A 24,621-nucleotide genomic window follows, 5' to 3' on the forward strand; every position below is an offset into this window, starting at 1 on the left:
ATTTATTCCTCATCAAAATCATCTGCTACATCTGCAAAATCATCATCTTCTTCAAATGCTGCATCATCTTCATCATCAACAAGATCTCCATCAGAATCAAACTTCTTTGTAGAGAATCCTGCCTGTGCGAATGAATTGTCATCCTCGAAGGCAAAGTTTCTATCGCTTCCAGCGATGATTGCATTGAGGTCTGTATTTCCATATTCACTTGTTTCCATAAGTTCAACTTCTTCACGATTTTCATCGAGAACACGAACATCAAGACCAAGTGACTGTAATTCCTTAAGTAATACCTTGAATGACTCAGGGATACCTGGCTCAGGGATGTTTTCACCCTTGATGATAGCTTCGTATGTCTTAACACGACCGATAACATCATCAGACTTCATTGTAAGGATTTCCTGAAGTGTGTATGATGCACCATAAGCCTCAAGAGCCCAAACTTCCATCTCACCGAAACGCTGTCCACCGAACTGTGCTTTACCACCGAGTGGCTGCTGTGTAACAAGTGAGTAAGGACCAGTTGAACGAGCATGGATCTTATCATCAACAAGGTGGTGAAGCTTAAGGTAATGCATGTGTCCGATTGTTACAGGACCATCAAATGGCTCACCTGTACGGCCATCGCGAAGCTGTACCTTACCATCACGAGAGATTGGAACACCCTTCCAAAGTGCACGATGTGCACGGTTTGTAGAAAGATACTCCATAACATCGTCGCGAAGAATATCAACGTACTTGTCGTAGAATGTCTCTTCGCCGTTTGTAGCTTCTTCCTTGTCAAATGGCATATTAACATAGTCATTTGCAAGCTCAAGTGTATCCTGGATATCAATTTCATTTGCACCATCAAATACTGGTGTTTCAATGTCAAATCCAAGTGCCTTTGCAGCAAGTGAAAGGTGAATCTCAAGGACCTGACCGATATTCATACGTGAAGGAACGCCCAATGGGTTAAGTACTATATCAAGTGGACGACCGTTTGGAAGATATGGCATATCTTCTACTGGAAGTACGCGGGAAACTACACCCTTGTTACCATGACGACCAGCCATCTTATCACCTACACCGATTTTTCTCTTCTGAGCGATGTAGATACGTACTGATTTATTAACACCTGGAGAAAGCTCATCGCCGTTCTCACGAGTAAATACCTTTGCGTCAACAACGATACCATAAGCACCGTGTGGAACACGAAGTGATGTATCACGAACCTCTCTTGCCTTCTCACCGAAGATTGCAAGAAGAAGTCTTTCTTCTGGAGTACGCTCTGTCTCTCCCTTAGGTGTAACCTTACCAACAAGGATATCACCTGCACGAACCTCAGCACCGATACGGATAATACCGCTCTCGTCAAGATCCTTAAGTGCGTCATCACCTACACCAGCAACATCACGTGTGATTTCCTCTGGTCCAAGCTTTGTATCACGAGCATCGATTTCGTACTCTTCAATATGAATAGATGTATAAACATCATCCTGTACAAGTCTCTCTGAAAGGAGAACCGCATCCTCGTAGTTGTAACCTTCCCATGTCATGAAACCGATAAGAGGGTTCTTACCAAGGGCAAGCTCACCATTCTTTGTAGAAGGACCATCAGCGATAACCTCGCCTGCTTCTACATGGTCACCCTTGAATACGATTGGACGCTGATTGTAGCAGTTAGACTGGTTTGAACGTGTGAACTTAAGAAGATCATACTCATCTCTTGTTCCGTCTTCGTCAGCCTTGATGATAATACGCTTTGTCTCTGACATCTCTACGATACCAGCGCGCTTAGCAACTACGCAGACACCTGAATCGACAGCTGTCTTTGGTTCCATACCTGTACCAACAACTGGAGCCTCTGTAGTAAGAAGAGGTACTGCCTGACGCTGCATGTTTGATCCCATGAGGGCACGTGTAGGGTCATCGTTCTGAAGGAATGGAATAAGGGCTGTAGCAACTGAGAATACCATCTTAGGAGATACGTCCATGTAATCAAACATAGTCTTATCGTACTCCTGTGTCTCCTCACGGAAACGACCAGATACGTTCTTTCTCATGAAGTGGCCTTCTGCGTCAAGCTTGACGTTAGCCTGTGCTACATGATAGTTATCCTCTTCGTCTGCTGTCATATAGATAACCTCGTCTGTTACGCGAGGATTCTCTGGGTCTGTTTTATCAATACGTCTGTATGGCGCCTCAATAAAACCATACTCATTGATACGAGCATAGCTTGCGAGAGAGTTGATAAGACCGATGTTAGGTCCTTCAGGTGTCTCGATAGGGCACATACGTCCATAGTGAGAGTAGTGTACGTCTCGAACCTCGAATCCGGCACGATCTCTTGAAAGACCACCAGGACCAAGGGCAGAAAGACGTCTCTTATGTGTCAACTCACCAAGTGGGTTGTTCTGATCCATGAACTGTGACAACTGTGATGAACCAAAGAACTCTTTGATTGCAGCTGTAACAGGCTTGATGTTGATGAGGTTCTGTGGAGAAATATCCTCAAGGTCACGAGTTGTCATACGCTCACGTACAACCTTCTCGAGACGTGATAAACCGATTCTGTACTGGTTCTGTAAAAGCTCACCAACAGCACGAATACGACGGTTACCAAGGTGATCGATATCGTCATCCTTACCAATGCCGTACTCAAGATGCATATTGTAGTTGATTGATGCAAATACATCCTCAACTGTAATGTGCTTTGGAATCAAATCAGCTACTGAACGCTCAATAGCATCCTCAATATCTTCTTTTGTTGTGTTTTCTGAAAGAATTCTCTCTAATACTGGATAGTATACAAGCTCAGTAATACCAAGAGCTTCTGCATCGATATCAACAAACTTTGTGATATCAACCATCATGTTTGAAAGAACCTTTACATTGCGTGTTTCAGTCTGGATGAATACATGAGTAACAGCTGCGTTCTGGATCTCATCAGCCTTCTCAAGTGTAATCTTATCTCCAGCCTTTGCAATAATCTCGCCAGTTGTAGTGTCAACTACATCCTCTGCAAGAATCTGACCTGCAATACGGTTGCGAAGCATAAGCTTCTTATTGAATTTATAACGTCCTACCTTTGCAAGATCGTAACGTCTTGGATCAAAGAACATACCGTGAATTAATGACTCGGCGCTATCCTTTGCAAGTGGCTCGCCTGGACGAAGCTTACGATATAACTCAAGTAAGCCTCCTTCGTAGCTACCCTGAGGATTCTTCTCAGTAATAGAAGGATCCTTTGCGAATGTAGCAAGAATCTTTGGCTCTTCGCCAAATACATCAATAATTTCCTGGTTTGTACCTAAACCAAGAGCACGAATAAGTACTGTAACAGGTACTTTTCTGTTACGGTCTACACGAACATAGAAAACGTCATTGGAATCTGTCTCATACTCTAACCATGCACCTCGGTTAGGTATTACTGTACATGAATAGAGCTCCTTACCAATCTTGTCGTGACCGATAGCATAGTAGATACCTGGTGAACGAACAAGCTGACTGACGATAACACGCTCTGCTCCATTAATAACGAATGTGCCAGTCTCTGTCATAAGTGGTAAATCACCCATGAAAATTTCATGCTCCTGCATGTCTCCGGACTCCTTGTTTACAAGGCGTACCTTTACTTTCAAAGGTGCTGCGTATGTTGCATCTCTTTCCTTGCACTGTGGGATGGTGTACTTAACTTCATCCTTGCACAATGTAAAGTCAACAAAGTGCAACTCAAGCTGATTACCCCTATCCTGAATAGGAGAGATATCAGCAAATGCTTCTTTTAATCCGTCCTTAACGAACCAGTCATAACTGTTCTTCTGGACCTCGATTAAATTAGGCATTTCAAGTACCTCTTTTTGTCTCGAGTAACTCATACGCAAGTTCTTTCCAGCTTTCACTGGACGTATTCTGTTTTTCTCCATTGACGTTCCACCTCTCATAATATTTAAATTTGGATAAATCTTATCAAATAAAATGTGTGAAAATCTGTGCATAAAAATAAGCATAGAAATACACACTGCACCACAATAGTGCAAACTACATTCTATGCCAAAGTCAATAACAAAGTCAAGTATTAAATTAGATATTTTCAAAAAAATTTAGCAGGTTCATTTGAACCTGCTAAATATAAAGCAATCGAGTTTAACTTACTTAAGAGTAACCTTTGCACCGATCTCCTCAAGCTGAGCCTTGATTGACTCTGCTGTAGCCTTGTCAGCTGCTTCCTTGATAACCTTTGGTGCGCCATCAACGAGTTCCTTAGCTTCCTTAAGTCCAAGACCAGTAGCCTCACGAACAACCTTGATAACCTTAACCTTCTCAGAACCTACTTCTGTAAGCTCTACGTCGAACTCGTCCTTCTCCTCAGCTGCTGCTGCATCGCCAGCTGCTGCTGCAACTACAACGCCTGCTGCTGCAGAAACGCCGAACTCTTCCTCACATGCCTTTACAAGGTCATTTAACTCTAATACGCTAAGCTCTTTGATAGCTGCGATAAACTCTTCTGTTGTCATCTTTGCCATGATTATTTTCCTCCATTAAATAATAATAAAAATCAATTAAATTACTCTGCTTCTGTTGCAGGTGCTTCCTCTGCTGGAGCCTCTGCCTCTGCAGCTGGTGCCTCTGTAGATGCACCACCCTGCTCTGCGATCTGGTTGAGAACGCGAGCGAAGTTTGTGATTGGTGACTGTAAGCTTCCAAGTAACTTTGAAAGAAGTTCCTCTCTGCTTGGTACAGCTGCAACTGCTGACATACCATTAGCATCATAGAATGTACCTTCTACGACACCAGCCTTGATCTCAAGGTTTGTAGCTGTCTTAGCAAATTTAGCAAGAATTCTTGCTGGAGCTGTAGCATCATCCTTTGAAACAGCGATTGCACTTGGTCCTTCAAGAACATCATCAAGTGATGCAAAATCTGTTCCCTCGAAAGCACGCTTCATAAGTGTGTTCTTGTATACCTTGTAAGTAACACCAGCCTCGCGAAGCTGCTTACGTAACTGTGTGTCTTCTGCAACTGTAAGTCCACGAGCGTCAACAACTACTACTGAAGCTGCATCCTTAATCTGCTCTGAGATCTCGTCAACTATTGGCTGCTTTAATTCAACTTTTGCCACGAATTTTTCCTCCTTATAATATTTGTTTGTTGCTTATATGAGGATAAAGTAAAACCCTCTATGTCAAAGACATAGAGGGTGATTAATCGATAAATACTTAATCGTCCTCGGCTGGTAGATAAAATCTTTACGGCTAACGCCACCTGCTGTCTTCGGCAACAACTTTATGCATTATATCATCATGTATATTGGGCTGTCAACAATTAGTTAGAAACCTTTGCAACATTAAGCTTAACGCCAGGTCCCATTGTAGGAGCAAGTGAAATGCTCTTAATGTACTGACCCTTTAAGCTTGCTGGCTTAGCCTTGTTGATAGCGTCCATAAGAGTCTGGAAGTTGTCCGCTAACTGCTCCTCTGTGAAAGAAGCCTTTCCGATAGGTACATGGATAATGTTTGTCTTATCAAGTCTATACTCAATCTTACCAGCTTTGATTTCTTCAACAGCCTTAGCAACATCCATTGTTACTGTACCAGCCTTAGGGTTTGGCATAAGTCCTCTAGGTCCAAGTACACGACCAAGACGACCAACAACACCCATCATGTCTGGAGTAGCAACTACTGAATCGAACTCTGCCCAACCTTCGTTCTGGATCTTAGGGATGAGTTCCTCGCCGCCTACGAAATCAGCGCCTGCAGCCTGTGCCTCATCAAGCTTAGCACCCTTAGCGAATACTAAAACTCGAACAGTCTTACCTGTACCGTGTGGAAGTACTACAGCACCACGAATCTGCTGCTCAGCGTGACGTCCGTCACAACCAGTTCTGATATGAGCTTCAATTGTCTCATCAAATTTTGCAGTAGCATTCTTCTTTACCTGTGCGATTGCTTCTGCTGGATCGAATGCAGCTGACTTATCGTATGAGCTAACAGCTGCAACGTATTTCTTTCCTCTTTTCATGTTTACCTCCTGTGGTTTATCGAGCTAATGCTCTCCCACTCAAATCTTTAATAGTAAGAACGTTGTTTTCGCTAAGCTGTGAATTATTCAACAACCTCAACGCCCATTGATCTACATGTTCCTTCGATCATGCTCATAGCAGCCTCAAGTGATGCTGCGTTAAGGTCAGGCATCTTTGTCTCTGCGATTTCCTGAACCTGAGCCTTTGTAATCTTTGCAACCTTTGTCTTGTTAGGTGTGCCTGAAGCCTTCTGAAGCTTGCAAGCCTTCTTAATAAGAACTGCTGCTGGTGGAGTCTTTGTGATGAAGCTGAAGCTTCTATCTGCATAAACAGTGATAATTGTAGGAACAATTGTATCTCCCATATCTGCTGTCTTTGCGTTAAACTGCTTTGTAAACTCCACGATGTTTACACCATGCTGACCAAGTGCTGGACCAACTGGTGGGGCTGGTGTAGCCTTGCCTGCTGGAATCTGCAACTTGATATAGCCTTCAATTTTCTTTGCCATGATATTCCTCCTAATCCATCTTGCGTACGTCTGTGAAATCAATTTCTACTGGTGTTTCACGTCCGAACATTTCAACGCTGATGGTTACTGTCTGCTTCTTAGCATTGATAGACTTAACAACGCCCACAGTATCTTTCCAGGTACCGTCTACGACACTAAGAGTATCTCCGACTTCGAAGTCAACCTCAACGTTGACTCTTTCAGTGCTTTCGCCTAGTAAGTATGCTTTAACTTCAGCCTCTGACAATGGCACTGGTTTACTTCCTGGTCCAACGAAGCCTGTAACACCTCTAGTATTTCTGACAACGTACCAGGTCTCGTCATTCATAATCATCTCAATAAGAACGTAACCAGGGTACATCTTCTTTGAAACTTGCTTCTTGACGCCGTCCCTAGTTTCGGTAACCTCAACCATTGGTACTCTAACATCAAGAATCTGCTCCTCGAGATGTTGTGTCTCGATAGCCTTTTCAATGTTTGTCTTGACTTTGTTCTCATAGCCTGAGTAAGTATGAACTACATACCACTTTGCCTCTGCCATATGCGATGCCTCCATTATAAATTAACTAGGATATTTACACCCTTGTTGATCACTGCATCTAAAACGATGATGATCACTGCTACAACTACTGACACAGCAACAACTGCTGTTGTCTGTTTTGACACGTCCTTTGGATCTGCCCAGACAATCTTTCCGAATTCTGTCTTAAGACCCGCAAAACGTCCTGACTTGGTTTTCTTTTCCTCTGCCATTTTGCACCTCCCGGATGACTATTTAGTCTCTTTGTGCATTGTGTGCTTCTTGCAGAATCTGCAATACTTCTTTGTTTCCATTCTGTCAGGGTGTGTCTTCTTGTCTTTTGTCATGTTGTAATTACGCTGCTGGCACTCTGTGCAAGCTAATGTTATCTTTGTGCGCACAACTTCCACCTCCGTTAAATTTCTACTTTGGTCTACTTATACTCACTTGTCATAGCGAACAATTTGACAAGGCGAAAAAAGAGCATAAAAAAAAGACCTGCTTTTCTTAGTCGCTAGCTAAATTTAGCACACGACGCAAGAACTGTCAAGTCTTTTTCATTATTATGTTTAGCCCTTTACACCGCCAAGTGTTACTCCACCAACAATGTATCTAGAAAGTATTAGGTAAACAATTATAACAGGGAAGATTGAGAATGCAATCATAATATAAACCTGTCCCATATCAAACTTTAACCAGTCTGCATTACGAAGCTGAGCAATTAATATAGGAAGTGTCTTCTTTGTATCATCGTGAAGAACAAGAGCTGGAGTGAAGTAATTATTCCAGCTACCTACAAAGCTGAATATTGCCTGTACAGCAATTGCTGGCTTCATAAGGGGTACTACAATCTGGTTAAATGTTCTAAATTCGCCGGAACCATCAATTCTGGCAGCCTCGATTAAGGAAAGAGGTAATGTAGAATCCATGTATTGCTTCATATAAAAGAATACAGCAGGAGATGCAATTGCAGGAATAATAAGTGGGATAGCACTATTATCTAAATGCATCTTGTCAATGAGCTGTAAGAAACCAAGTACAGTTACCTGTGTTGGAATCATCATAATCATTAATATGAAGGTAAACATAAACTTCTTTAATTTGAAGTCATATGCATGGATTGCATAAGCTGTCATTGTTGAAAAATATGTTGCAAGTGTAGCTGTAAGTACAGCGATTATAAGTGAGTTAATCATACCACTTACAATAGGTAATGTTCCATTTTTCAAGTTTGTCCAGTTCTCAATAAGATGGACACTTGGAAATGGAGTGAAACCTGCGCTCAATTCTGAATTGCTTCTAGTAGAATTGATAAATAATACATAGAACCAGAATAAGCACAAGAATGAAATTAAAATCAATACTATATAAGAAACTATTCTTCTAGCATGAACTCCGCCGCCTTGGCTGTTGCTTGTGTTATTTGCCATTTTTATTCTCCTCATCTATTTTACTTAATTTCAATGATTTTATTTCTGTTCCTGAACGTTAGTAAACTTATAAACTATCAAGCTTAAAATGGCTGTTATTACAAACATAAATACTGAAAGTGCACCTGCAAGTCCAAAGTTCTTACTATATAAATGCTTGTTCAAGTACATAATCAAAGTCATAGATGAACGCATTGGATTACCTGTACCATTTGTTAAGATCTGAGGTACATCAAACATCTGTAAACCACCAATGAGCGATGTAATCATAACAAATACAAGAATTGGTCTAAGTAAAGGCAATGTTATTTTATAGAAAATCTGATTAGCAGTTGCACCATCAACCTGAGCAGCCTCAAAAAGAGATGGATCAATTCCAAGCATACCTGCCATCAGAAGAATTGTCGTATTTCCAAACCACATAAGGCAGTTCATTGTAGCTACCAATCCACGAACACTTGCAGCGTGATCCATAAATGAGAATGCTTCCTTGAATACGCCAATTTGAATTAACAATGAGTTAATTGGTCCGCTATCTGCAAATAATGTAAAGAACAACATCGCAAAAGCTGATGCCATAATCAAGTTTGGTAAATAGATTACCGTTTTAAAGAATGTCTGACCTTTCAATCTAAGAGATGGATCTGTAAACCAAGCTCCTAATAATAATGAAAGGATAATCTGTGGGATAAATCCTAACACCCACATAATCATTGTATTCGCAAAATATGTTGGTAAATCACCGTTAGTTACAATTGTTGCATAGTTTGCAAGACCTACAAAGTTAGGTCCAATCTGAGTAAGGCCTGAACGGTAATTTTCAAAGAATGAATTGTATATAGTTGAAACCAGTGGGATCAACTGGAATATTAAAAATATTACTGTAAAAGGTATTAGAAAGATATAACCCCACTTATTATATCTAACAACTTTGCTCTTCTTGTTCATAAATGCTCCCTTTTAGTTCTTTTAAATAGGGCGCATAGAGCCAATCCCCACGCGCCCCAAATCATTTCACTGATTAGTTGCAGTTAGAATTAGTCAACTGAAACATCTGGATACTTCTCATGAACTGCTGTCTTGAACATATCGAGAGCCTCGTCCTTTGTTGCATTTCCTGTGAAGTAGTTCTTCATTGCCTTCTGGAACTCTTCTGTACATCCCTGATCATACTTAGAAAGGTTTGAAAGATCTACTGTCTCAGCGCCTGCTGCAAGCTGCTCGTATGGATTCTGACCACCGAGAAGGTCAAGGTTACCTTCATCTGATGATGCAAGCTCTGAAAGAACTTCCTTGCTGTTTACGCAGTCAGCGTATGTTGTAGCTATATCCTTAAGAACTCCCTTATCTGTTGTCATAGTAACAATGATATCTTTTACAAGGTTAGCATTGTCTGTACCTGTTGCAGCACATACCCATGTACCACCCCAGTAGTAAGACTGAGGACCTTCGCAATATCCCCAACCACCCTGGTTAGCGATTGTGCCATCCTGATCTGCATCAAGACAGAAGTTGAAGAACCAAGCTGGTCCAAAGTAGCAGAATACCTTTCCTTCTGGTCTCTTACCCTTTGCCCAGTCATCGCTCCAAAGATCATCTGTATCTTCAGCGCCTGCTTCAATAAGTGCCATAGAATCATCTACCCACTTATCAACGTTAGGGTCAATTACAAGCTTGCCATCCTGTACCCACTGTCCAGATACATTGTTAGCATATGTTCTGTATGTATCGTTTACTGAGCACATTGTGTAACCAGCATCAGCTACCTTCTTAGCTGTCTCATTGTACTTATCCCAATCAGCTACTGCTGCCTGAACTTCTTCTGGATCATCTGTTCCAAGTACTTCCTTTGCAGCATCTCTGTTGTAGATAAGACCAGCTGAGCATGCCTGCCATGAAGAGCCTTTAAGTCTACCATTGCTATCTGTTACGATGCTCTGTGTATATGTGTACTGATCTGAAAGAACATCAGATGTAATGCCGAGGTCAGATAATGGCATTGTTACATCCTCGTCAACATACTTAAGAGCGTAATCAGCTTCTACCAAGAATAAATCTACCTTATCATCTGCAGCTGCGTCTGGCTGAGCGATAAGAGCCTCATCAAGGTTGTTCTGATATGCATTGTCTGTAGATGGTGTAATGTTCCAAACTACTTCAACATCGCCAATCTTACCGTGAGTAGCATCTACCTCTTCGTATCCAGGATAGAAATCCTTTACACGTGTCTGCCACTCATCGTTCCAACAATAGATGTTAAGAACTTTACCTGTGTCCTCAGGAAGTTCTACTGCTTCTGCCTCAGCATCAATCTCCTCTTTTGATGCTGGAGCTGCTGCTTCTTCTGTAGAAGCTGTTTCTGAGCTTCCACATCCAGCAAACATTGTTGCTGTCATTGTTGCCATCGCGAGCAAACTAACTAATCTTTTTTTCATTGTGTGTTCCTCCCAAAATATTTTTCCTGGACTTTCGTCCTTTGATGCTGATAACACATCAACATCATATCTACATTAATTTGTTTGCATTTATATAAGTTGATTTCTCAACCCAATGCCTAATTTAGTTTCTTTAGGGTATCTCCTTCAAGCAATCTTCCTTTTACTACAACTCGTTGTACTAATGTAGTTTTTGGTCTTTCAATTAAATCGATAAGATTCTTTCCTGCCTGTCTTCCTAACTCTTCTGTATCCTGTCTATAAGTAGTAAGACGTGGCCTAATATGTCTTGCTACTTTGATTCCATCAAATCCAACTACTGATACATCATCAGGAACCTTTAACCCTTTTTCTGATATTGCCCTCATACCACCATAAGATGCATAATCATCAGGATAGAAAATGCAGGTTGGTCTGTTTTCTAATTCCAACAGCTTTAATGTGCATTCATAAGCACCATGTGTATCTCTATATGGAGATTCCATTAAGTACTCATCTGGAGTTTCTATTCCATATTCTTCCATCTTTTTATGGAAGGTAACTAATCTTGTGCGTGTTACCGAAGAATCAGCACCGTGTATGTAAGCGATTTTTCTATGGCCAGAAGCTACTGCAAAATCAACCAGCTCAGTCATGCCTCCAACATTATCTGAAAGGATTGTTGTTGTATCATTATAAATATGATCAATTGTTACAACTGGTATATCACTTTTTACTAGTTCAACTACTTCAGGATCTCCGAAGTGAACATTTGCAATAATTACACCATCAAATCTTCTATATCTTGCATGTGTAAGATAAGAATCTCTTCCAGGCCTTGATCTGTCATTTGAAATAAAGGTTATATCATATCCCTCTTTTTCAACTTCTCTTTTAAAGCCTTCAAGAACACTTGCGAAAAAGTCATGCTGTAAACCACTGTTGGCATCATCCATGAAAAGAACTCCTATATTATGTGTACGATTTGTTTTCATGGATTTTGCTGCTGCATTAGGAACATATCCTAATTCATTAGCAACTTTTCTGATTCTTTCCTTTGTTTCTGCGCCGATGTCACTGTGATCATTCAGCGCTTTACTAACTGTAGCAACTGATACACCGCATCGACCGGCAATATCTTTTAATGAAACCATCACTCTCTCCCTAGTGTGTTAAACATTTGCTTAATCGTTTTCGTAATTTCAATATAGCCCCTTTTCACGAAATGTACAATAGTTTTTCGAAAATTTGTCTTTTCGTTAAAGTTTCGTAACCCGTTTTAGTGAAATATCGCCAAATATTTAACAGCCTAATTGCATTTTAGGATAATTATGGTATTCTAATGCCGAGAAATTATATCTTTTAACTTAAACGTTTACGCTTCGTTTTCTTTAAATTGACCGATTTTCTCTCAGATTATTCACTTAATCGTTTTCTGTATGAATAATTGTTTCTTAGTTTTAGGGAGGAATATATGAAGTTCGGACATTTCGACGATCAAAACAAAGAATATGTAATCACAACTCCAAAGACTCCATTACCATGGATTAACTACTTGGGTTGTACCGATTTCTTTTCTTTGATCTCAAACACATGCGGTGGCTACACTTTCTATAAAGATGCAAAGCTTTTACGTATGACTCGTTATCGCTATAACGACACAACTCCAGATACAAATGGTAAGTATTTCTATATTAAGGATGGAGATACAATTTGGAATCCTGGCTGGCAGCCAACAAAGACTGAATTAGATTCCTATGAATGCCGTCATGGTATTGGCTACAGCAAGTTTACTGGTGTTAAAAATGATGTAAAAGCAGAGCTTATTACTTTTGTTCCAATTGGTGATCCAGTTGAATTAACAAAGGTAACAATTACAAATAACAGCTCAGCACACAAAGATATTCAACTTTTCTCATATGTAGAATGGTGTTTATGGAATGCTGATGATGATATGAAGAATTATCAGCGTAACCTTTCAATCGGTGAGGTTGAAGTTATTGATTCTACTATTTATCACAAGACAGAATATCGCGAGCGTCGTAATCACTACGCTGTATATTCAGTTAATACTAAGATTGATGGTTTCGAGACAAGCCGCGATGAATTTAGAGGCGCTTACAATGGTCCAGATAGACCTGCAGCTGTAATTGAAGGAAAGCTTCACAATACTATCGCTTCAGGATGGTATCCAATCGCTTCACATCAGATTAATCTTTCACTTGATGCTGGAGAGTGCAAAACTTTCGTATTCGCTTTAGGATATGTGGAAAACCCTGAAGATGAAAAGTGGGAAAAGCCAGGTATCATTAATAAAAAGAGAGCTAATGCCCTTCTTGCTAAGTATCAGACTACTGAAGATTTTGACAACGCTCTTGCAAAGCTTAATACATACTGGGATGGACTTCTCAACAAGTTCCATGTTGAATCTAAGGATGAGCATGTAAACCGTATGGTAAATATCTGGAACCAGTATCAGTGTATGGTTACATTCAACATGTCTCGTTCAGCTTCTTACTATGAGACAGGTATTGGCCGTGGAATGGGATTCAGAGATTCTTGTCAGGATTTACTTGGATTCGTACATCTGATTCCAGACAGAGCTCGTGAAAGAATCATTGATATCGCTTCAACTCAGTTCCAGGATGGTTCAGCATATCACCAGTATCAGCCTCTTACAAAGAAGGGTAATTCTGATATTGGTTCTGGCTTTAATGATGATCCACTTTGGCTCATCGCTGGAACAAGCGCTTACATCCGCGAAACAGGAGACACATCAATTCTTAAGGAAATGGTCCCTTACGATAATGATATGTCAGTTGCTACAACACTTATGGAGCACTTAAAGCGCTCATTTGATTACATTGTAAATCACAAGGGTCCACATGACCTTCCACTTATTGGTCGCGCCGACTGGAACGACTGCCTCAACCTTAACTGCTTCTCAGAGCATCCAGGTGAAAGTTTCCAGTGCTTCGGACCTAGCGAAGGCCCTGTTGCAGAATCAGTATTTATTGCTGGTATGTTTGTAAAATATGGTCGTGAATATGCCGCTCTTGCAAAGCTTATGGGAGACACTGCTGAAGAAGCTCGTGTTCTTGCAGAAGTAGATAAGATGACTGCTGCAATCGAAAAAGATGGTTGGGACGGCGATTGGTTCGTAAGAGCTTACGACGCTTACAGCCACAAAGTTGGTTCAAAGGAATGTGATGAGGGACAGATCTACATCGAGCCACAAGGTATGTGCGTAATGGCCGGTGTTGGCGTTGATGATGGTAACGCAAAGAAAGCCCTTGATTCTGTAAAAGAAAAGCTTGATACAAAGTACGGCGTAATGATTTTACAGCCTGCTTATACAAGATATCATCTTGAGCTTGGCGAGATTACATCTTATCCACCAGGATACAAAGAGAATGCTGGTATCTTCTGTCACAATAATCCATGGATTTCAATTGCTGAAACATGCATCGGCCGTGGTGACAGAGCATTTGAAGTTTACAAAAAGACCTGTCCTTCATACATTGAGGACATTTCAGAAATTCATAGAACTGAGCCATACGTTTACTCACAGATGGTTGCTGGCGCAGATGCCAGATTCCACGGTGAGGCTAAGAACAGCTGGCTCACAGGTACTGCTGCTTGGACATTTACAAATATTTCCCAGTATATCTTAGGAATCTACCCAACCTTAGAGGGATTATCTGTAAATCCATGTACACCTGCTGCATTTGGTGATTTCAAAATCACTCGCGAATACAGAGGTGTAATATACAACATCGAAATAAAGAATCCTAACCAGGTTCAAAAGGGTGTTGCTAGCCTTACTGTTGATGGCAAGGAAATCGAAGGAAACGTCATCCCATTCGATTCTTCTAAAAAAACAGTTAGCGTGGTTGCTACAATGAAGTAAAAGAGTAATAGCTTTACTTTCTTCATTTAACCAATTCTCCTTCTTCAATAAGAGCTCATACGCCCCAGTATGAGCTCTTTATTTTTGACTTTTTATCTATATACAGATAAATTATAGCTATGAACAGAACATTAACTTATGAAATCAATTCTGAATATGCAGGGTATTCTATTGACAAATATCTGAAATCCCAGGGCTATTCCAGCGCCAATATCGCCGCAATCAAAAAGATGCCTAATAATGTGGTTATCGATGGTGAGTGGGTACATATGAATCGCAAACTCCAAGCCGGCGAGATTTTAACCGTAAATATCTCCGAGGATAATTCATCAGAAAAGATTCCACCAGTAAAAATTGATTTGGATATCGTTTATGAGGATGATGATATTATCGTTATCAATAAGCCTGCAGGACTTCCAATTCATCCAAGTTTAAATCACTACGAAGATTCCTTAGCAAACGGTCTGGCATATTATTACGAGGCTCAGGACAAGCCTTTTATATTTAGATGTGCTAATCGACTAGATAAGAACACCTCTGGACTTACTGTCATTGCCAAGCATTTAGTTTCTGGCAATATCTTATCTACAATGGTAAAAAACCGTGAATTTCACAGAGAATACTATGCCATCGTCCGTGGTCATCTTGATGAGCCTGAAGGCACAATAGATGCACCTATAGGTCGAGTAGACGATTCTATCATTACAAGACAGGTAGATTTTGAAAATGGCGAGCGCGCAGTCACTCACTATAAAGTGATAGACGAGAAAAAAGGGCACAGCCTAATCTCAATCCATCTTGAGACAGGCCGTACCCATCAAATCCGTGTCCATTTTAAATATATTGGTCACCCACTGATTGGAGACCATTTGTATAATCCTGATTTTGAATATATGACAAGACAAGCATTGCATTCACACAAAATCAGTTTTGTTCACCCTATAACAAAAAAGGCAATGGAGTTTATCGCCCCATTGCCTGATGATATGAATTTCATTTACATTTGATTTTTGAGATCCTCGTACTCACGATTTATCTCTGCCACGGTAGCTGTGTCGCCAGATTCTCCATCAGGATGGTAAATCTTAATAAGGTCCTTATAACGTTTTTTAAGGGCCTTTGGTGTGGTGACACCAGAAAAGAACATCTCCCCGTGGACGATGTTATCCTCAGCTACGTAAGGCTCCACAGAGTGAGCCTGTACTTGATCAAAGAATTTCTTCTTTCTCTCAAATTGTAATTTATCGTCAGCAAGCTTCTGAGTCTCCTGGATTAATAATTCCCATTTCAACTCAAACTGTTTTTCCTGCTGCTCTAGAGTATGAATCCTTGCTTCAAACTCTCTTCTTTCTTTTAGCAAATCATTCCATGCTTTTTCTAACTCTTTATGTCGGTCCTCAAGTGCTTGCATGTCGATCTTGCCTTGACATGTGAGATCCTTTGCCATAATAACTCTCCCGTATAGTATTACATTCTAGGTATTGTGGAACTTTCCCAAAACTTGTAATGATTATACTATATGTTGTGCATGCTTGTAAAATAAAATATCCATTCTATCTTTTGTACACTATGCCGGTATATGGTTGAAGGCTGACGTGAAGGTTTCCTCCTTCAACAATTATATCGGTAGGCATTATTGAATAGCCAACCTCATTGGTCATAATTACTCTTTCCAAATTGCAATTTAGTGGAACGCCAGCTATCCAAACTGGTATATCCACTTCTATGCCATTGCCATTGCTGTTGATAACTACGATAACTTGCTCATTGGCTGTGAATCTGGCATAGCTAATAAATCCCTGTCCACAATTTAAAAATCTAAACGAGCCCTGCTTAATGGCTGGACTTAATTTATGAACCATAATCATATCTCTAGTGTAATCGATAAGATCATAGTTGCAGTGGCCCCATGGATATGTTCTACGGCTATCTGGGTCCGTAAATCCACATACGCCAGCTTCATCACCATAATACAATGTTGGCGCACCCGGCCAAGTCATCTGTACCATTTCAGCTAGCTTCATAACAGGAACACTTACACCATCCTCAGCAGCCTTAGCCCCTTTTGTGGCGAGTCTTCCTACCGTATGGTTTGTTCTTGTCAAAAATCTGGAATGGTCATGGTTGGACAGCTGATTCATTGCGCAATACAGTGATGGAGTTTTCAGCCTTGCCATGAAGTGTAGCATTGTGTTTTTGAATCTTTCACCATCGCCAATAGCACTAGGCTGGAATTCATCAGAATGCTTCTCCATTCCTGTCAAAAAGAAGGTAAGTGGCTCCATAAAAGCATCATAGTTCATAACCGTATCCCACTGGTCACCAGCCAGCCAGGCAGTAGGATTACCATAATGCTCTGCAAGTATAATTGCGTTTGGATTTGCCGATTTTACTGCGTCTCTAAAATCATGCCAAAATTTATGATTAAACTCTTCTGAATGACCTAAATCAGCAGCTACATCAAGCCTCCATCCATCGCAATTATATGGCTCACTAACCCATTTTTTGCCTATATTGAGGACATACTGACACAGTTCAGGTGACTCCTCATAATTTAGCTTTGGCAACGTATCATGACTCCACCAGCCATCATATGATTTGTTGTCTGGCCATGTATCCTCATAAAAGTAAAAGAAATTGTGATATGGGCTGTCCTTGCTTTCATAAGCTCCAGGAGCATATCCCTCTTCCTTTGAATAAATCTTTTCTCTGTTGAGCCATTTGTTGAAAGAGCCGCAGTGATTAAATACACCATCAATAATCACTCGTATTCCCTTCTCATGGGCCTCTCTAACAAAGTCTGCAAAGAATTGGTTACTTGCCTCGAGGTTTTCCTTATTGGTCACTCTAAGCTTGTATTTAGTGGCATGGGAATTATCATAATCCCCGTCCTTTAAACACTCTCCCCCATCCTTTTTAATTACGGTGAGGTGAGGGTCTATATAGTCATAATCAGAGGTATCGTATTTATGGTTAGAAGGGGAAACAAACAACGGATTGAAATATATTACTTCAACCCCCAAGCTTCTGAGATAATGGAGCTTCTGTCTAACTCCCTCTAGGTCTCCGCCGTAGAATCTTCCTATATCAAGATTTGCAGGTATAGCATCCCAGTTATCAACACGCTCAACTGGTGCTCCTACATAATGATATTCATTTGTTTCTACATCTGTGCTTGGGTCGCCCTTATAGAATCTATCCACAAGGATTTGGTACATAACTGCACCCTTCGACCAGGAAGGTGTGGAAAAACCTGGCATAATAGAAAACTCATAATGTTCTCTATGATCACGCCAGAGACCTACTCTATCGTAATAATAAAGGCCATAGTCGCCGACTATTTCAAAGTGATATCTAAACTCTTTATCTTCGAGCTTAACGTCGCATGCATAGTAATCAAACTCTCCACGAGCTCTCTCTAGATGCATTCTTATATTCTTATCACCAAATACTAAAAAGGCCTCCAGGTCTTCCTGATGGTAAACGCGCAGTCTGATAGTTACTAAGTCAAAAGGCTCCGGTTCCATAGGAGTTCTATATTCAGCTGTACCGTCCGAGTAAATAGCTTGGATGTTCATTCCAACTCCCCTTAGATATTTTTAGATAGTAAAAAAGACAGCAACGATCGCTGTCTTTTTAGGAGAAGGTATTTTTACTATGGGGTTAGTAAAAATTATATAATGTATTGGGGGGTTTTTACGATGTTTATTATATGACCTCACAATACTTAAGTGTGCACAAATATAACAAATACTAACTAAGCTTTTTGTGCATGTTGCACTATTCTCCCCAGTTTATACCCTCTACAGCGGTCTCATTCGTACCTGAAGATTCAAATAGGGCCTCAAACTCGCTTCGTCCTATCTTTTCTTTTTCTAATAATAGATTAGCACATTTGTGTAGTATCTGTTCGTTTTCTCGCAAAATTTTCACAGCTTTTTCATAACATTCATCAATGATGCGTTTAACTTCCTCATCGATAGCTTTAGCTGTTGCTTCTGAAAAGCCTTTTGTATGAGCCAAATCACGGCCGATGAATACTTCTTCATCGTCATCACCGTAGTGAATCATACCTATATTTTTTGAGAATCCATACTTTGTTACCATGTTTCTTGCCATCTTTGTAGCCTGTTTGATGTCATTAGAAGCGCCAGTGGTAACATCGTCAAATATAAGTTCCTCGGCAACACGTCCACCCAAGGAAACAATGATATCCTGGGTCATCTTGCCTTTTGTATTAAAGATTTCGTCATTTTCATTTATAGGCATTGTATAGCCTGCTGCACTTGCACCTGTAGGAATGATTGACACTGAATATACAGGCCCTACATCTGGAAGTACATGGAAAAGAATTGCATGTCCAGCCTCGTGGTATGCTGTAATCTTCTTTTCTTTATCTGAAACAATCTTGCTCTTCTTTTCTTTACCAATTCCAACCTTTACGAAAGATCTTTTGATGTCTTCCTGAAGGATGTACTGTCTTTTTTCACCTGCTGCAAGAATAGCCGCTTCGTTGAGAAGATTCTCTAAATCTGCTCCTGTGAAACCAACTGTTGCCTGAGCAACCTGTTTCAAATCAACATCCTCTGCCAACGCCTTGTTGCTAGCGTGTACCTTGAGGATTTCCTCGCGTCCCTTCACATCAGGACTGCCAACATAAACCTTTCTATCAAAACGTCCTGGACGCATAATAGCCTGATCCAAAATATCTACACGGTTTGTAGCCGCCATAACAATGATGCCTTCGTTAACACCAAAACCATCCATCTCTACAAGGAGCTGATTCAGTGTCTGCTCACGCTCATCATGGCCGCCGCCCATACCTGTACCACGGCGTCTAGCTACCGCATCAATCTCGTCAATAAAAACGATACATGGTGCATTCTGCTTTGCTTCCTGGAACAAATCACGGACACGAGAAGCACCAACACCAACAAACATCTCAACAAAATCCGAACCAGAGATTGAGAAGAATGGTACTCCTGCCTCTCCAGCGATAGCCTTTGCAAGAAGTGTCTTACCTGTTCCTGGAGGGCCTACTAAGATAACGCCCTTAGGGATTCTAGCACCGATTTTTGTATATTTAGCAGGATCTTTTAAGAAATCAACAAGTTCTTCAACTTCTTCTTTTTCTTCTTTTAATCCAGCTACATTATCGAAAGTAGTGTTGATATCTTCTTTGTTTGTAAGCTTAGCTCTGCTCTTGCCAAAATTCATCATTCTAGCATTGGCACCGCCACCACCAGCGCCCTGTGCATTCATCATAATCATAAAGAGAATGAATACTGCGCCTAAGACAATGAGCATTGGTAACAATTCAGAAATCCAACTGTCATGTGGAATATCTGAAATAGTATAGGCAACCTTTGCTTCTTTTAATTCTTCCTGAATTTCGTTAACATCCGAAACATAAAGAGTAGCCTCTGTACCATCAGTAAGAGTGATTTCTGCTGCGCCAGTTGGCACCTCTTCATTCTGAGTAATATTGACTGATTTCACCTCATCTCTTGCCAAGGCCTTGTCAAATTCTTTTCGGGTGTATGTGGTAGTTGATTTACCCATGCTTGTGTAAAGTATAGCTAACACAACAACTACAAACAAAGCATAGATAATCATTCCTGAAGCTCTGTTTTTCTTCAAATCCGCCTCCTAGTCTAGCTCTACAACGCCAATGTATGGAAGGTTACGATACTTCTGGTCGTAATCAAGGCCGTAACCAACTACGAACTGATCTGGAATAGTAAACCCAGTGTAATCAACATGCACATCTACCTCACGACGATCTGGCTTATCAAGCATTGTAACCATGCGAACTGACTTAGCTCCACGATCTTTGAAAAGCTGACCAAGGTAGTTTAATGTATTTCCACTATCAATGATATCTTCAACGATGATAACATTCTGGCCTGTTGGATCTAAATCCAAATCCTTTTTAATCTTAACTACACCAGAAGAAACTGTGCCGCTACCGTAGCTTGATGTAGCCATAAAATCGATAATTACTGGAACCGTGATTCTTTTTGCCAACTCACAAGCAAAGAATGCTGCGCCCTTTAAGATGCAAACGAGAAATACCGATTCTCCTTCATAATCCTTGCTGATTTGTGCTCCTAATTCTGAAATACGTGCTGCCAATTCTTCTTCAGGCAAAAGAACTCTGATGTTCTCACTCATTTTACTATTCCTCCGTATAACTAATCTCTAATACTCGAGTGGTATTTTTTGAAATTTTGTAATACTCGCTGACTCGGTGACCGACCACCCACATTACATGATTTCCATCACATACAAGTGGCACCTCATCTCTTAAATGTCGTGGAATTTTTTCATCTACAAAATAATCCTGTATAGATTTGCGATTTCCATCTGAATCGATGCATAGATAGTCACCCTCTGCACGGGTTCTTATTACAATATTAGCCCCTATTCTATCACAATCAAACCATTTCGTATAGGTTTCAGTAGGGTATTTCATGCCCTCTTTGTAATCAAATTCTCGATAGTTAAAAGTAGGATTAATCTGTTTTTGATTATCCTCATTCGCTGTATCGATTACGTATATTTCTTCATAGGATATGATAAGGGTCTTTTTGTATGGAAGCTGAATTTGACGCTCTCCATCTTCGTTTAATAGGTCCAGGATAGAATCCACATGGACAGCAGCCACATCCTTCTGATATGGCATATACTTGCTTAAATAATCCTTTATAGCCTGGCTGGCGATTACACGTGGTGCAGTTGCAATAGTTCTTTTTCTAAGCTTATCGCCATCAAGCTTAGCCATCTGAAGCAATCCATTGGACTCCAGGCTGATATAATCCGCGATTTCAGATAGTCGCGCTGTCATATCTGAAATATGCTCCAGGGCTCTATCATTTATTTTGGCTAATTCAGGCATGATGTTGTGTCTGATTCGATTGCGGTCGTAATCGATCTCGGCATTTGTCCCGTCAATGCAGTATGCCACTTCATTTTCATTGAGGAGTTCTAAAATATCCTTCTTGGGAACTGTAAGCAGTGGGCGGATGATTTTATCACGCTTTGGTGCGATTCCGCAGACCCCATCCAATCCTGTGCCTCGTGCCATGTGGAAAAGCACAGTTTCAGCATTGTCATCAGCATTATGGGCCACCGCGATCTTTGCTGGTATCCCTTTCTCCTCAAAAGCTGCTGCAGCTTCCTCAAAAGCGTCATATCTGGCAATTCTCGCCTCTTCTTCGATAGAACGGCCTGATGCCTTTGCAAGCGCAGGAATATCGATTCTAAGCGCATTTAAAGGAACATTGAATTCCTTGCATAAGCTTTCCACATATTCCTGATCCTCGTCTGCATCCTTGCCTCTAATCATATGATTTATATGAACTGCTGATATAGTCAGATTGTATTCTTCTTTAAGTGCCAACAGTACAAAAAAAAGGCACACAGAGTCAGGTCCACCTGATAGACCTAGGACGACTCCATCGCCTTTGTTTAGCATATTATATTTTTCAATATATTCTTTAATCTTCTTTTTCTTTAAAAATAATCCAATTGTCATGTGTCAATCCAAGTTTCTGTGATGCTTCACTTTCTATATATTCGTCAGTACCAACGTATTCCTCGTATTCCTTCAACTGCTCACTTTTTTCGTTCGCTTCATCTACTTGGCTTTGGAGAGATTCCTCCTGCTTCTTTAAGTCCTGATTTTTATCGTATAAACGAACCATCTGGACAGTCATAACGCAAATCATGAACAGCATGATAACTGCAACATATATTCTACCTGTTGAGGTTTTCTTTCGTCTTTTAACTCTTCTAGCTCTTGCCATCAAATACCTCGATAACTGATATTAAATATACTTAAATAAGTCTGCTGCCGCATCCTTTTTTGTGGTGTCCTGAATATCCAAAACTTCCACTTTAACATTTTTGTTTCCAAATGCTATTTCTATTATATCACCAATTTTAACATCGGTGGACGCTTTCGCAATTTTTCCATTGATTTGAACTCTACCGCTGTCACATGCTTCATTGGCAACAGTACGACGCTTTATAAGTCTACTAACTTTTAAATATTTATCAAGTCTCATTACATCACCTCATTAAAAAATAGGGCCCGGCATAACCGAACCCTAACCATCATCTAAATAAAATATACATTCAATTAGTTGATAGAATCCTTAAGAGCCTTACCAGCCTTAAACTTAGGAGCCTTAGATGCAGGAATCTTCATCTCTGCGCCTGTCTGTGGGTTTCTACCTGTACGAGCTGCTCTCTGAGATACTTCGAATGTACCAAAGCCTACAAGCTGAATCTTCTCCCCCTTCTTAAGCTCTTCAGCAACAACCTCTGTAAAAGCCTTTACAGAAGCCTCTGCGTCCTTCTTAGAAATGTTAGCCTTGCTAGCGATAGCTGCTACTAATTCTGTCTTGTTCATTACTATTCCTCCTCGAGAATTTGTATTGTATTATAGCGGGCTCAAGCGCCCTTAACTACAATATCCTTTATAATTCTTTTGCATTACGCTGTCAACAATAAAACCCCAAAAAATCCCCATTTTATAAGGTTTTTATGGATTATTACAAAATTTTTGCACATTTTTTAAACATTATTACTATTTACAAATCCTTGCATTTTACAAAAGTTCACTTTTTTTTCACATATCCCTAATTTCCAAGGCTGCTGATAAGATCCGAAATAGTTGATAAATAGTCCACTTCATAGTCATAATCGTCTGATTTTTCCTCGGTTTCAGTCTCATTTTCTGTAGACGATTCTTCACTATTTTCCTCTTCTGTTGACTCGTCTTCCTGGACAACTTGTGAGTCAGTGGTGTCTGATTCTGTTTCCATCTCAAGAGTGATTGTTGCGGTCTCAGAATTTACTACTAATGTCTTGTTCCAAGCAGTGTATCCATCGCACTGAACTACCAATTTATGATTTCCATACTGAACATACTGTGGCTCCGCTGGGTCAATCATTTCACCGTCGATGTAAACATAGGTATCTGCCACTGTAACAATAAATGTAATCAAGCAGTAGGATGGCCCCTCCCCCTTCAAATCATCCAGATTTACCGGAGTAGTTTCGTTTCTGTTGACAGTGTACTCTCCACTGCCTCCCCAGCCATTATTTGCAACTGTAATCTTGTAGGTGCCTTCTGGTACTTCTATTACCTGGTCTCCATTTACCATTGAAACAATCTTGTTTCCAATGAAGATAAGGCTATCATCAAATAGGCTTGTATTTGTAAGATAGATATATCCATGGCCTGTGGTAACCGCTATAGAAATAACCTGCTTATCCTGGCCAATCACTGTGATTACATCATCTTCACCAATACTTGATAGAAGAATCTTTTCTGTATCCGAATAGACCTTTGTTTTATCGGTAATCTTGTAATTGGTTCCGTCGATAGTGATTAGGTTTTTGTCTGCATCCAGCTTGTATTTGGAGATATCCTCATATGCCCAAACATCATCTGACTTCTGTACAGATGAAAGGGCTCCAGATGATGGAAGCAAATCGCCTATCGTAACAACTGTGCCAGCTGTAAAGTTTGCCCACACAGTGTTGCCCCCGAATTTATCAAGGAATTTCGTGGTCATATTATAGTTATAGCGCAGTTGCTTGTCCTCTTCCAAAGAATAGAGAGCGATGGTTTCTTCCATCATATCTAGACTTTCTACGATATACAGTCCCTGTGGCTCTTCCTCCACAAGTGCTGTATCCTCCTCCACTGTCTCCTCCTGCTTTTTCAGGGCAGAGCCTGTGTGTTGAGTAACCGTAGCAGTATTAGGGTGACTTCCGCACCCCTCAAGCAAAGCTGCGCTCATGCATAATATCAATGTTAAGT

Annotated in this window: 23 protein-coding genes and 1 other annotated feature; of the genes, 2 read left to right on the forward strand and 21 right to left on the reverse strand. The window is 40.5% G+C overall.

Annotated features, from left to right (window positions below; genetic code table 11):
* Window positions 1–2: 2 nt before the first annotated feature.
* From rpoB to BM102_RS11750, 12 genes are all read right to left on the reverse strand, one after another.
* Complete coding sequence (gene rpoB, locus BM102_RS11695) at window positions 3–3,908, reverse strand: DNA-directed RNA polymerase subunit beta (RefSeq protein WP_090482198.1); 3,906 nt, start codon at window positions 3,906–3,908, stop codon at window positions 3–5.
* Between the two features lie 225 nt (window positions 3,909–4,133).
* Window positions 4,134–4,508, reverse strand: coding sequence for a 50S ribosomal protein L7/L12 (gene rplL / locus BM102_RS11700; RefSeq protein ID WP_028234586.1), 375 nt, complete (start codon window positions 4,506–4,508; stop codon window positions 4,134–4,136).
* Between the two features lie 41 nt (window positions 4,509–4,549).
* Window positions 4,550–5,104, reverse strand: coding sequence for a 50S ribosomal protein L10 (gene rplJ / locus BM102_RS11705; RefSeq protein WP_044936382.1), 555 nt, complete (start codon window positions 5,102–5,104; stop codon window positions 4,550–4,552).
* Between the two features lie 39 nt (window positions 5,105–5,143).
* Window positions 5,144–5,278, reverse strand: a sequence feature (ribosomal protein L10 leader region).
* 29 nt (window positions 5,279–5,307) lie between these two features.
* Entirely contained in the window at window positions 5,308–6,003 is a 696-nt protein-coding gene (rplA, locus tag BM102_RS11710; RefSeq protein ID WP_044936385.1) for a 50S ribosomal protein L1, read from the reverse strand.
* 83 nt (window positions 6,004–6,086) lie between these two features.
* The gene (gene rplK, locus BM102_RS11715) at window positions 6,087–6,512 is read right to left on the reverse strand and encodes a 50S ribosomal protein L11 (RefSeq protein ID WP_028234589.1); all 426 of its coding nucleotides are present in this window, start codon (window positions 6,510–6,512) and stop codon (window positions 6,087–6,089) included.
* 10 nt (window positions 6,513–6,522) lie between these two features.
* Entirely contained in the window at window positions 6,523–7,053 is a 531-nt protein-coding gene (gene nusG / locus BM102_RS11720) for a transcription termination/antitermination protein NusG (protein WP_033152865.1), read from the reverse strand.
* A gap of 14 nt (window positions 7,054–7,067) precedes the next feature.
* On the reverse strand, window positions 7,068–7,265 hold the full coding sequence (gene secE / locus BM102_RS11725; RefSeq protein ID WP_033152863.1) for a preprotein translocase subunit SecE: 198 nt from the start codon (window positions 7,263–7,265) through the stop codon (window positions 7,068–7,070).
* 18 nt (window positions 7,266–7,283) lie between these two features.
* Window positions 7,284–7,433 (reverse strand): 50S ribosomal protein L33, encoded by a 150-nt coding sequence (gene rpmG / locus BM102_RS11730; protein WP_028234592.1) that lies wholly within the window; start codon window positions 7,431–7,433, stop codon window positions 7,284–7,286.
* A gap of 168 nt (window positions 7,434–7,601) precedes the next feature.
* Window positions 7,602–8,462, reverse strand: a complete 861-nt coding sequence (locus BM102_RS11735) for a carbohydrate ABC transporter permease (RefSeq protein ID WP_044936387.1) — start codon at window positions 8,460–8,462, stop codon at window positions 7,602–7,604.
* Between the two features lie 39 nt (window positions 8,463–8,501).
* Window positions 8,502–9,410, reverse strand: a complete 909-nt coding sequence (locus BM102_RS11740; RefSeq protein WP_044936390.1) for a carbohydrate ABC transporter permease — start codon at window positions 9,408–9,410, stop codon at window positions 8,502–8,504.
* An 89-nt stretch (window positions 9,411–9,499) separates the two neighbouring features.
* Window positions 9,500–10,897, reverse strand: coding sequence for an ABC transporter substrate-binding protein (locus BM102_RS11745; RefSeq protein ID WP_090482203.1), 1,398 nt, complete (start codon window positions 10,895–10,897; stop codon window positions 9,500–9,502).
* Between the two features lie 119 nt (window positions 10,898–11,016).
* Window positions 11,017–12,030, reverse strand: coding sequence for a LacI family DNA-binding transcriptional regulator (locus BM102_RS11750; protein WP_044936394.1), 1,014 nt, complete (start codon window positions 12,028–12,030; stop codon window positions 11,017–11,019).
* A 320-nt stretch (window positions 12,031–12,350) separates the two neighbouring features.
* On the opposite strand from BM102_RS11750, the gene BM102_RS11755 reads away from it, so the two are divergent.
* The gene (locus BM102_RS11755) at window positions 12,351–14,786 is read left to right on the forward strand and encodes a glycoside hydrolase family 94 protein (protein WP_090482206.1); all 2,436 of its coding nucleotides are present in this window, start codon (window positions 12,351–12,353) and stop codon (window positions 14,784–14,786) included.
* Between the two features lie 119 nt (window positions 14,787–14,905).
* Window positions 14,906–15,793: an RluA family pseudouridine synthase gene (locus BM102_RS11760; protein WP_090482209.1), complete on the forward strand. Its 888-nt coding sequence runs from the start codon at window positions 14,906–14,908 to the stop codon at window positions 15,791–15,793.
* On the opposite strand, the gene BM102_RS11765 is transcribed toward BM102_RS11760, so the two are convergent.
* The 9 genes from BM102_RS11765 to BM102_RS11805 form a co-directional block, all read right to left on the reverse strand.
* Window positions 15,784–16,233 (reverse strand): J domain-containing protein, encoded by a 450-nt coding sequence (locus BM102_RS11765; protein WP_044936401.1) that lies wholly within the window; start codon window positions 16,231–16,233, stop codon window positions 15,784–15,786. The genes BM102_RS11760 and BM102_RS11765 overlap by 10 nt on opposite strands.
* Window positions 16,234–16,339: 106 nt before the next feature.
* Window positions 16,340–18,364: a glycoside hydrolase family 13 protein gene (locus BM102_RS11770; RefSeq protein WP_090482212.1), complete on the reverse strand. Its 2,025-nt coding sequence runs from the start codon at window positions 18,362–18,364 to the stop codon at window positions 16,340–16,342.
* A 202-nt stretch (window positions 18,365–18,566) separates the two neighbouring features.
* On the reverse strand, window positions 18,567–20,402 hold the full coding sequence (gene ftsH / locus BM102_RS11775; RefSeq protein ID WP_090482226.1) for an ATP-dependent zinc metalloprotease FtsH: 1,836 nt from the start codon (window positions 20,400–20,402) through the stop codon (window positions 18,567–18,569).
* A 33-nt stretch (window positions 20,403–20,435) separates the two neighbouring features.
* Entirely contained in the window at window positions 20,436–20,960 is a 525-nt protein-coding gene (hpt, locus tag BM102_RS11780; protein WP_044936405.1) for a hypoxanthine phosphoribosyltransferase, read from the reverse strand.
* A gap of 4 nt (window positions 20,961–20,964) precedes the next feature.
* The gene (gene tilS / locus BM102_RS11785; protein ID WP_090482215.1) at window positions 20,965–22,323 is read right to left on the reverse strand and encodes a tRNA lysidine(34) synthetase TilS; all 1,359 of its coding nucleotides are present in this window, start codon (window positions 22,321–22,323) and stop codon (window positions 20,965–20,967) included.
* Complete coding sequence (locus BM102_RS11790; RefSeq protein WP_033152846.1) at window positions 22,286–22,594, reverse strand: septum formation initiator family protein; 309 nt, start codon at window positions 22,592–22,594, stop codon at window positions 22,286–22,288. Before BM102_RS11790 ends, tilS begins: the two co-directional genes overlap by 38 nt.
* A gap of 21 nt (window positions 22,595–22,615) precedes the next feature.
* Window positions 22,616–22,855 carry an RNA-binding S4 domain-containing protein gene (locus BM102_RS11795; protein WP_033152845.1) on the reverse strand — a complete coding sequence of 80 codons (240 nt, stop codon included), beginning with the start codon at window positions 22,853–22,855 and terminating at the stop codon, window positions 22,616–22,618.
* Window positions 22,856–22,929: 74 nt separating this feature from the next.
* The gene (locus BM102_RS11800; protein WP_044936413.1) at window positions 22,930–23,202 is read right to left on the reverse strand and encodes an HU family DNA-binding protein; all 273 of its coding nucleotides are present in this window, start codon (window positions 23,200–23,202) and stop codon (window positions 22,930–22,932) included.
* Between the two features lie 229 nt (window positions 23,203–23,431).
* The gene (locus tag BM102_RS11805) at window positions 23,432–24,505 is read right to left on the reverse strand and encodes a hypothetical protein (protein WP_044936415.1); all 1,074 of its coding nucleotides are present in this window, start codon (window positions 24,503–24,505) and stop codon (window positions 23,432–23,434) included.
* Window positions 24,506–24,621: the final 116 nt, after the last annotated feature.

This window comes from Pseudobutyrivibrio sp. JW11, from assembly GCF_900115355.1.
Classification (GTDB): Bacteria; Bacillota; Clostridia; order Lachnospirales; family Lachnospiraceae; genus Pseudobutyrivibrio; species Pseudobutyrivibrio ruminis.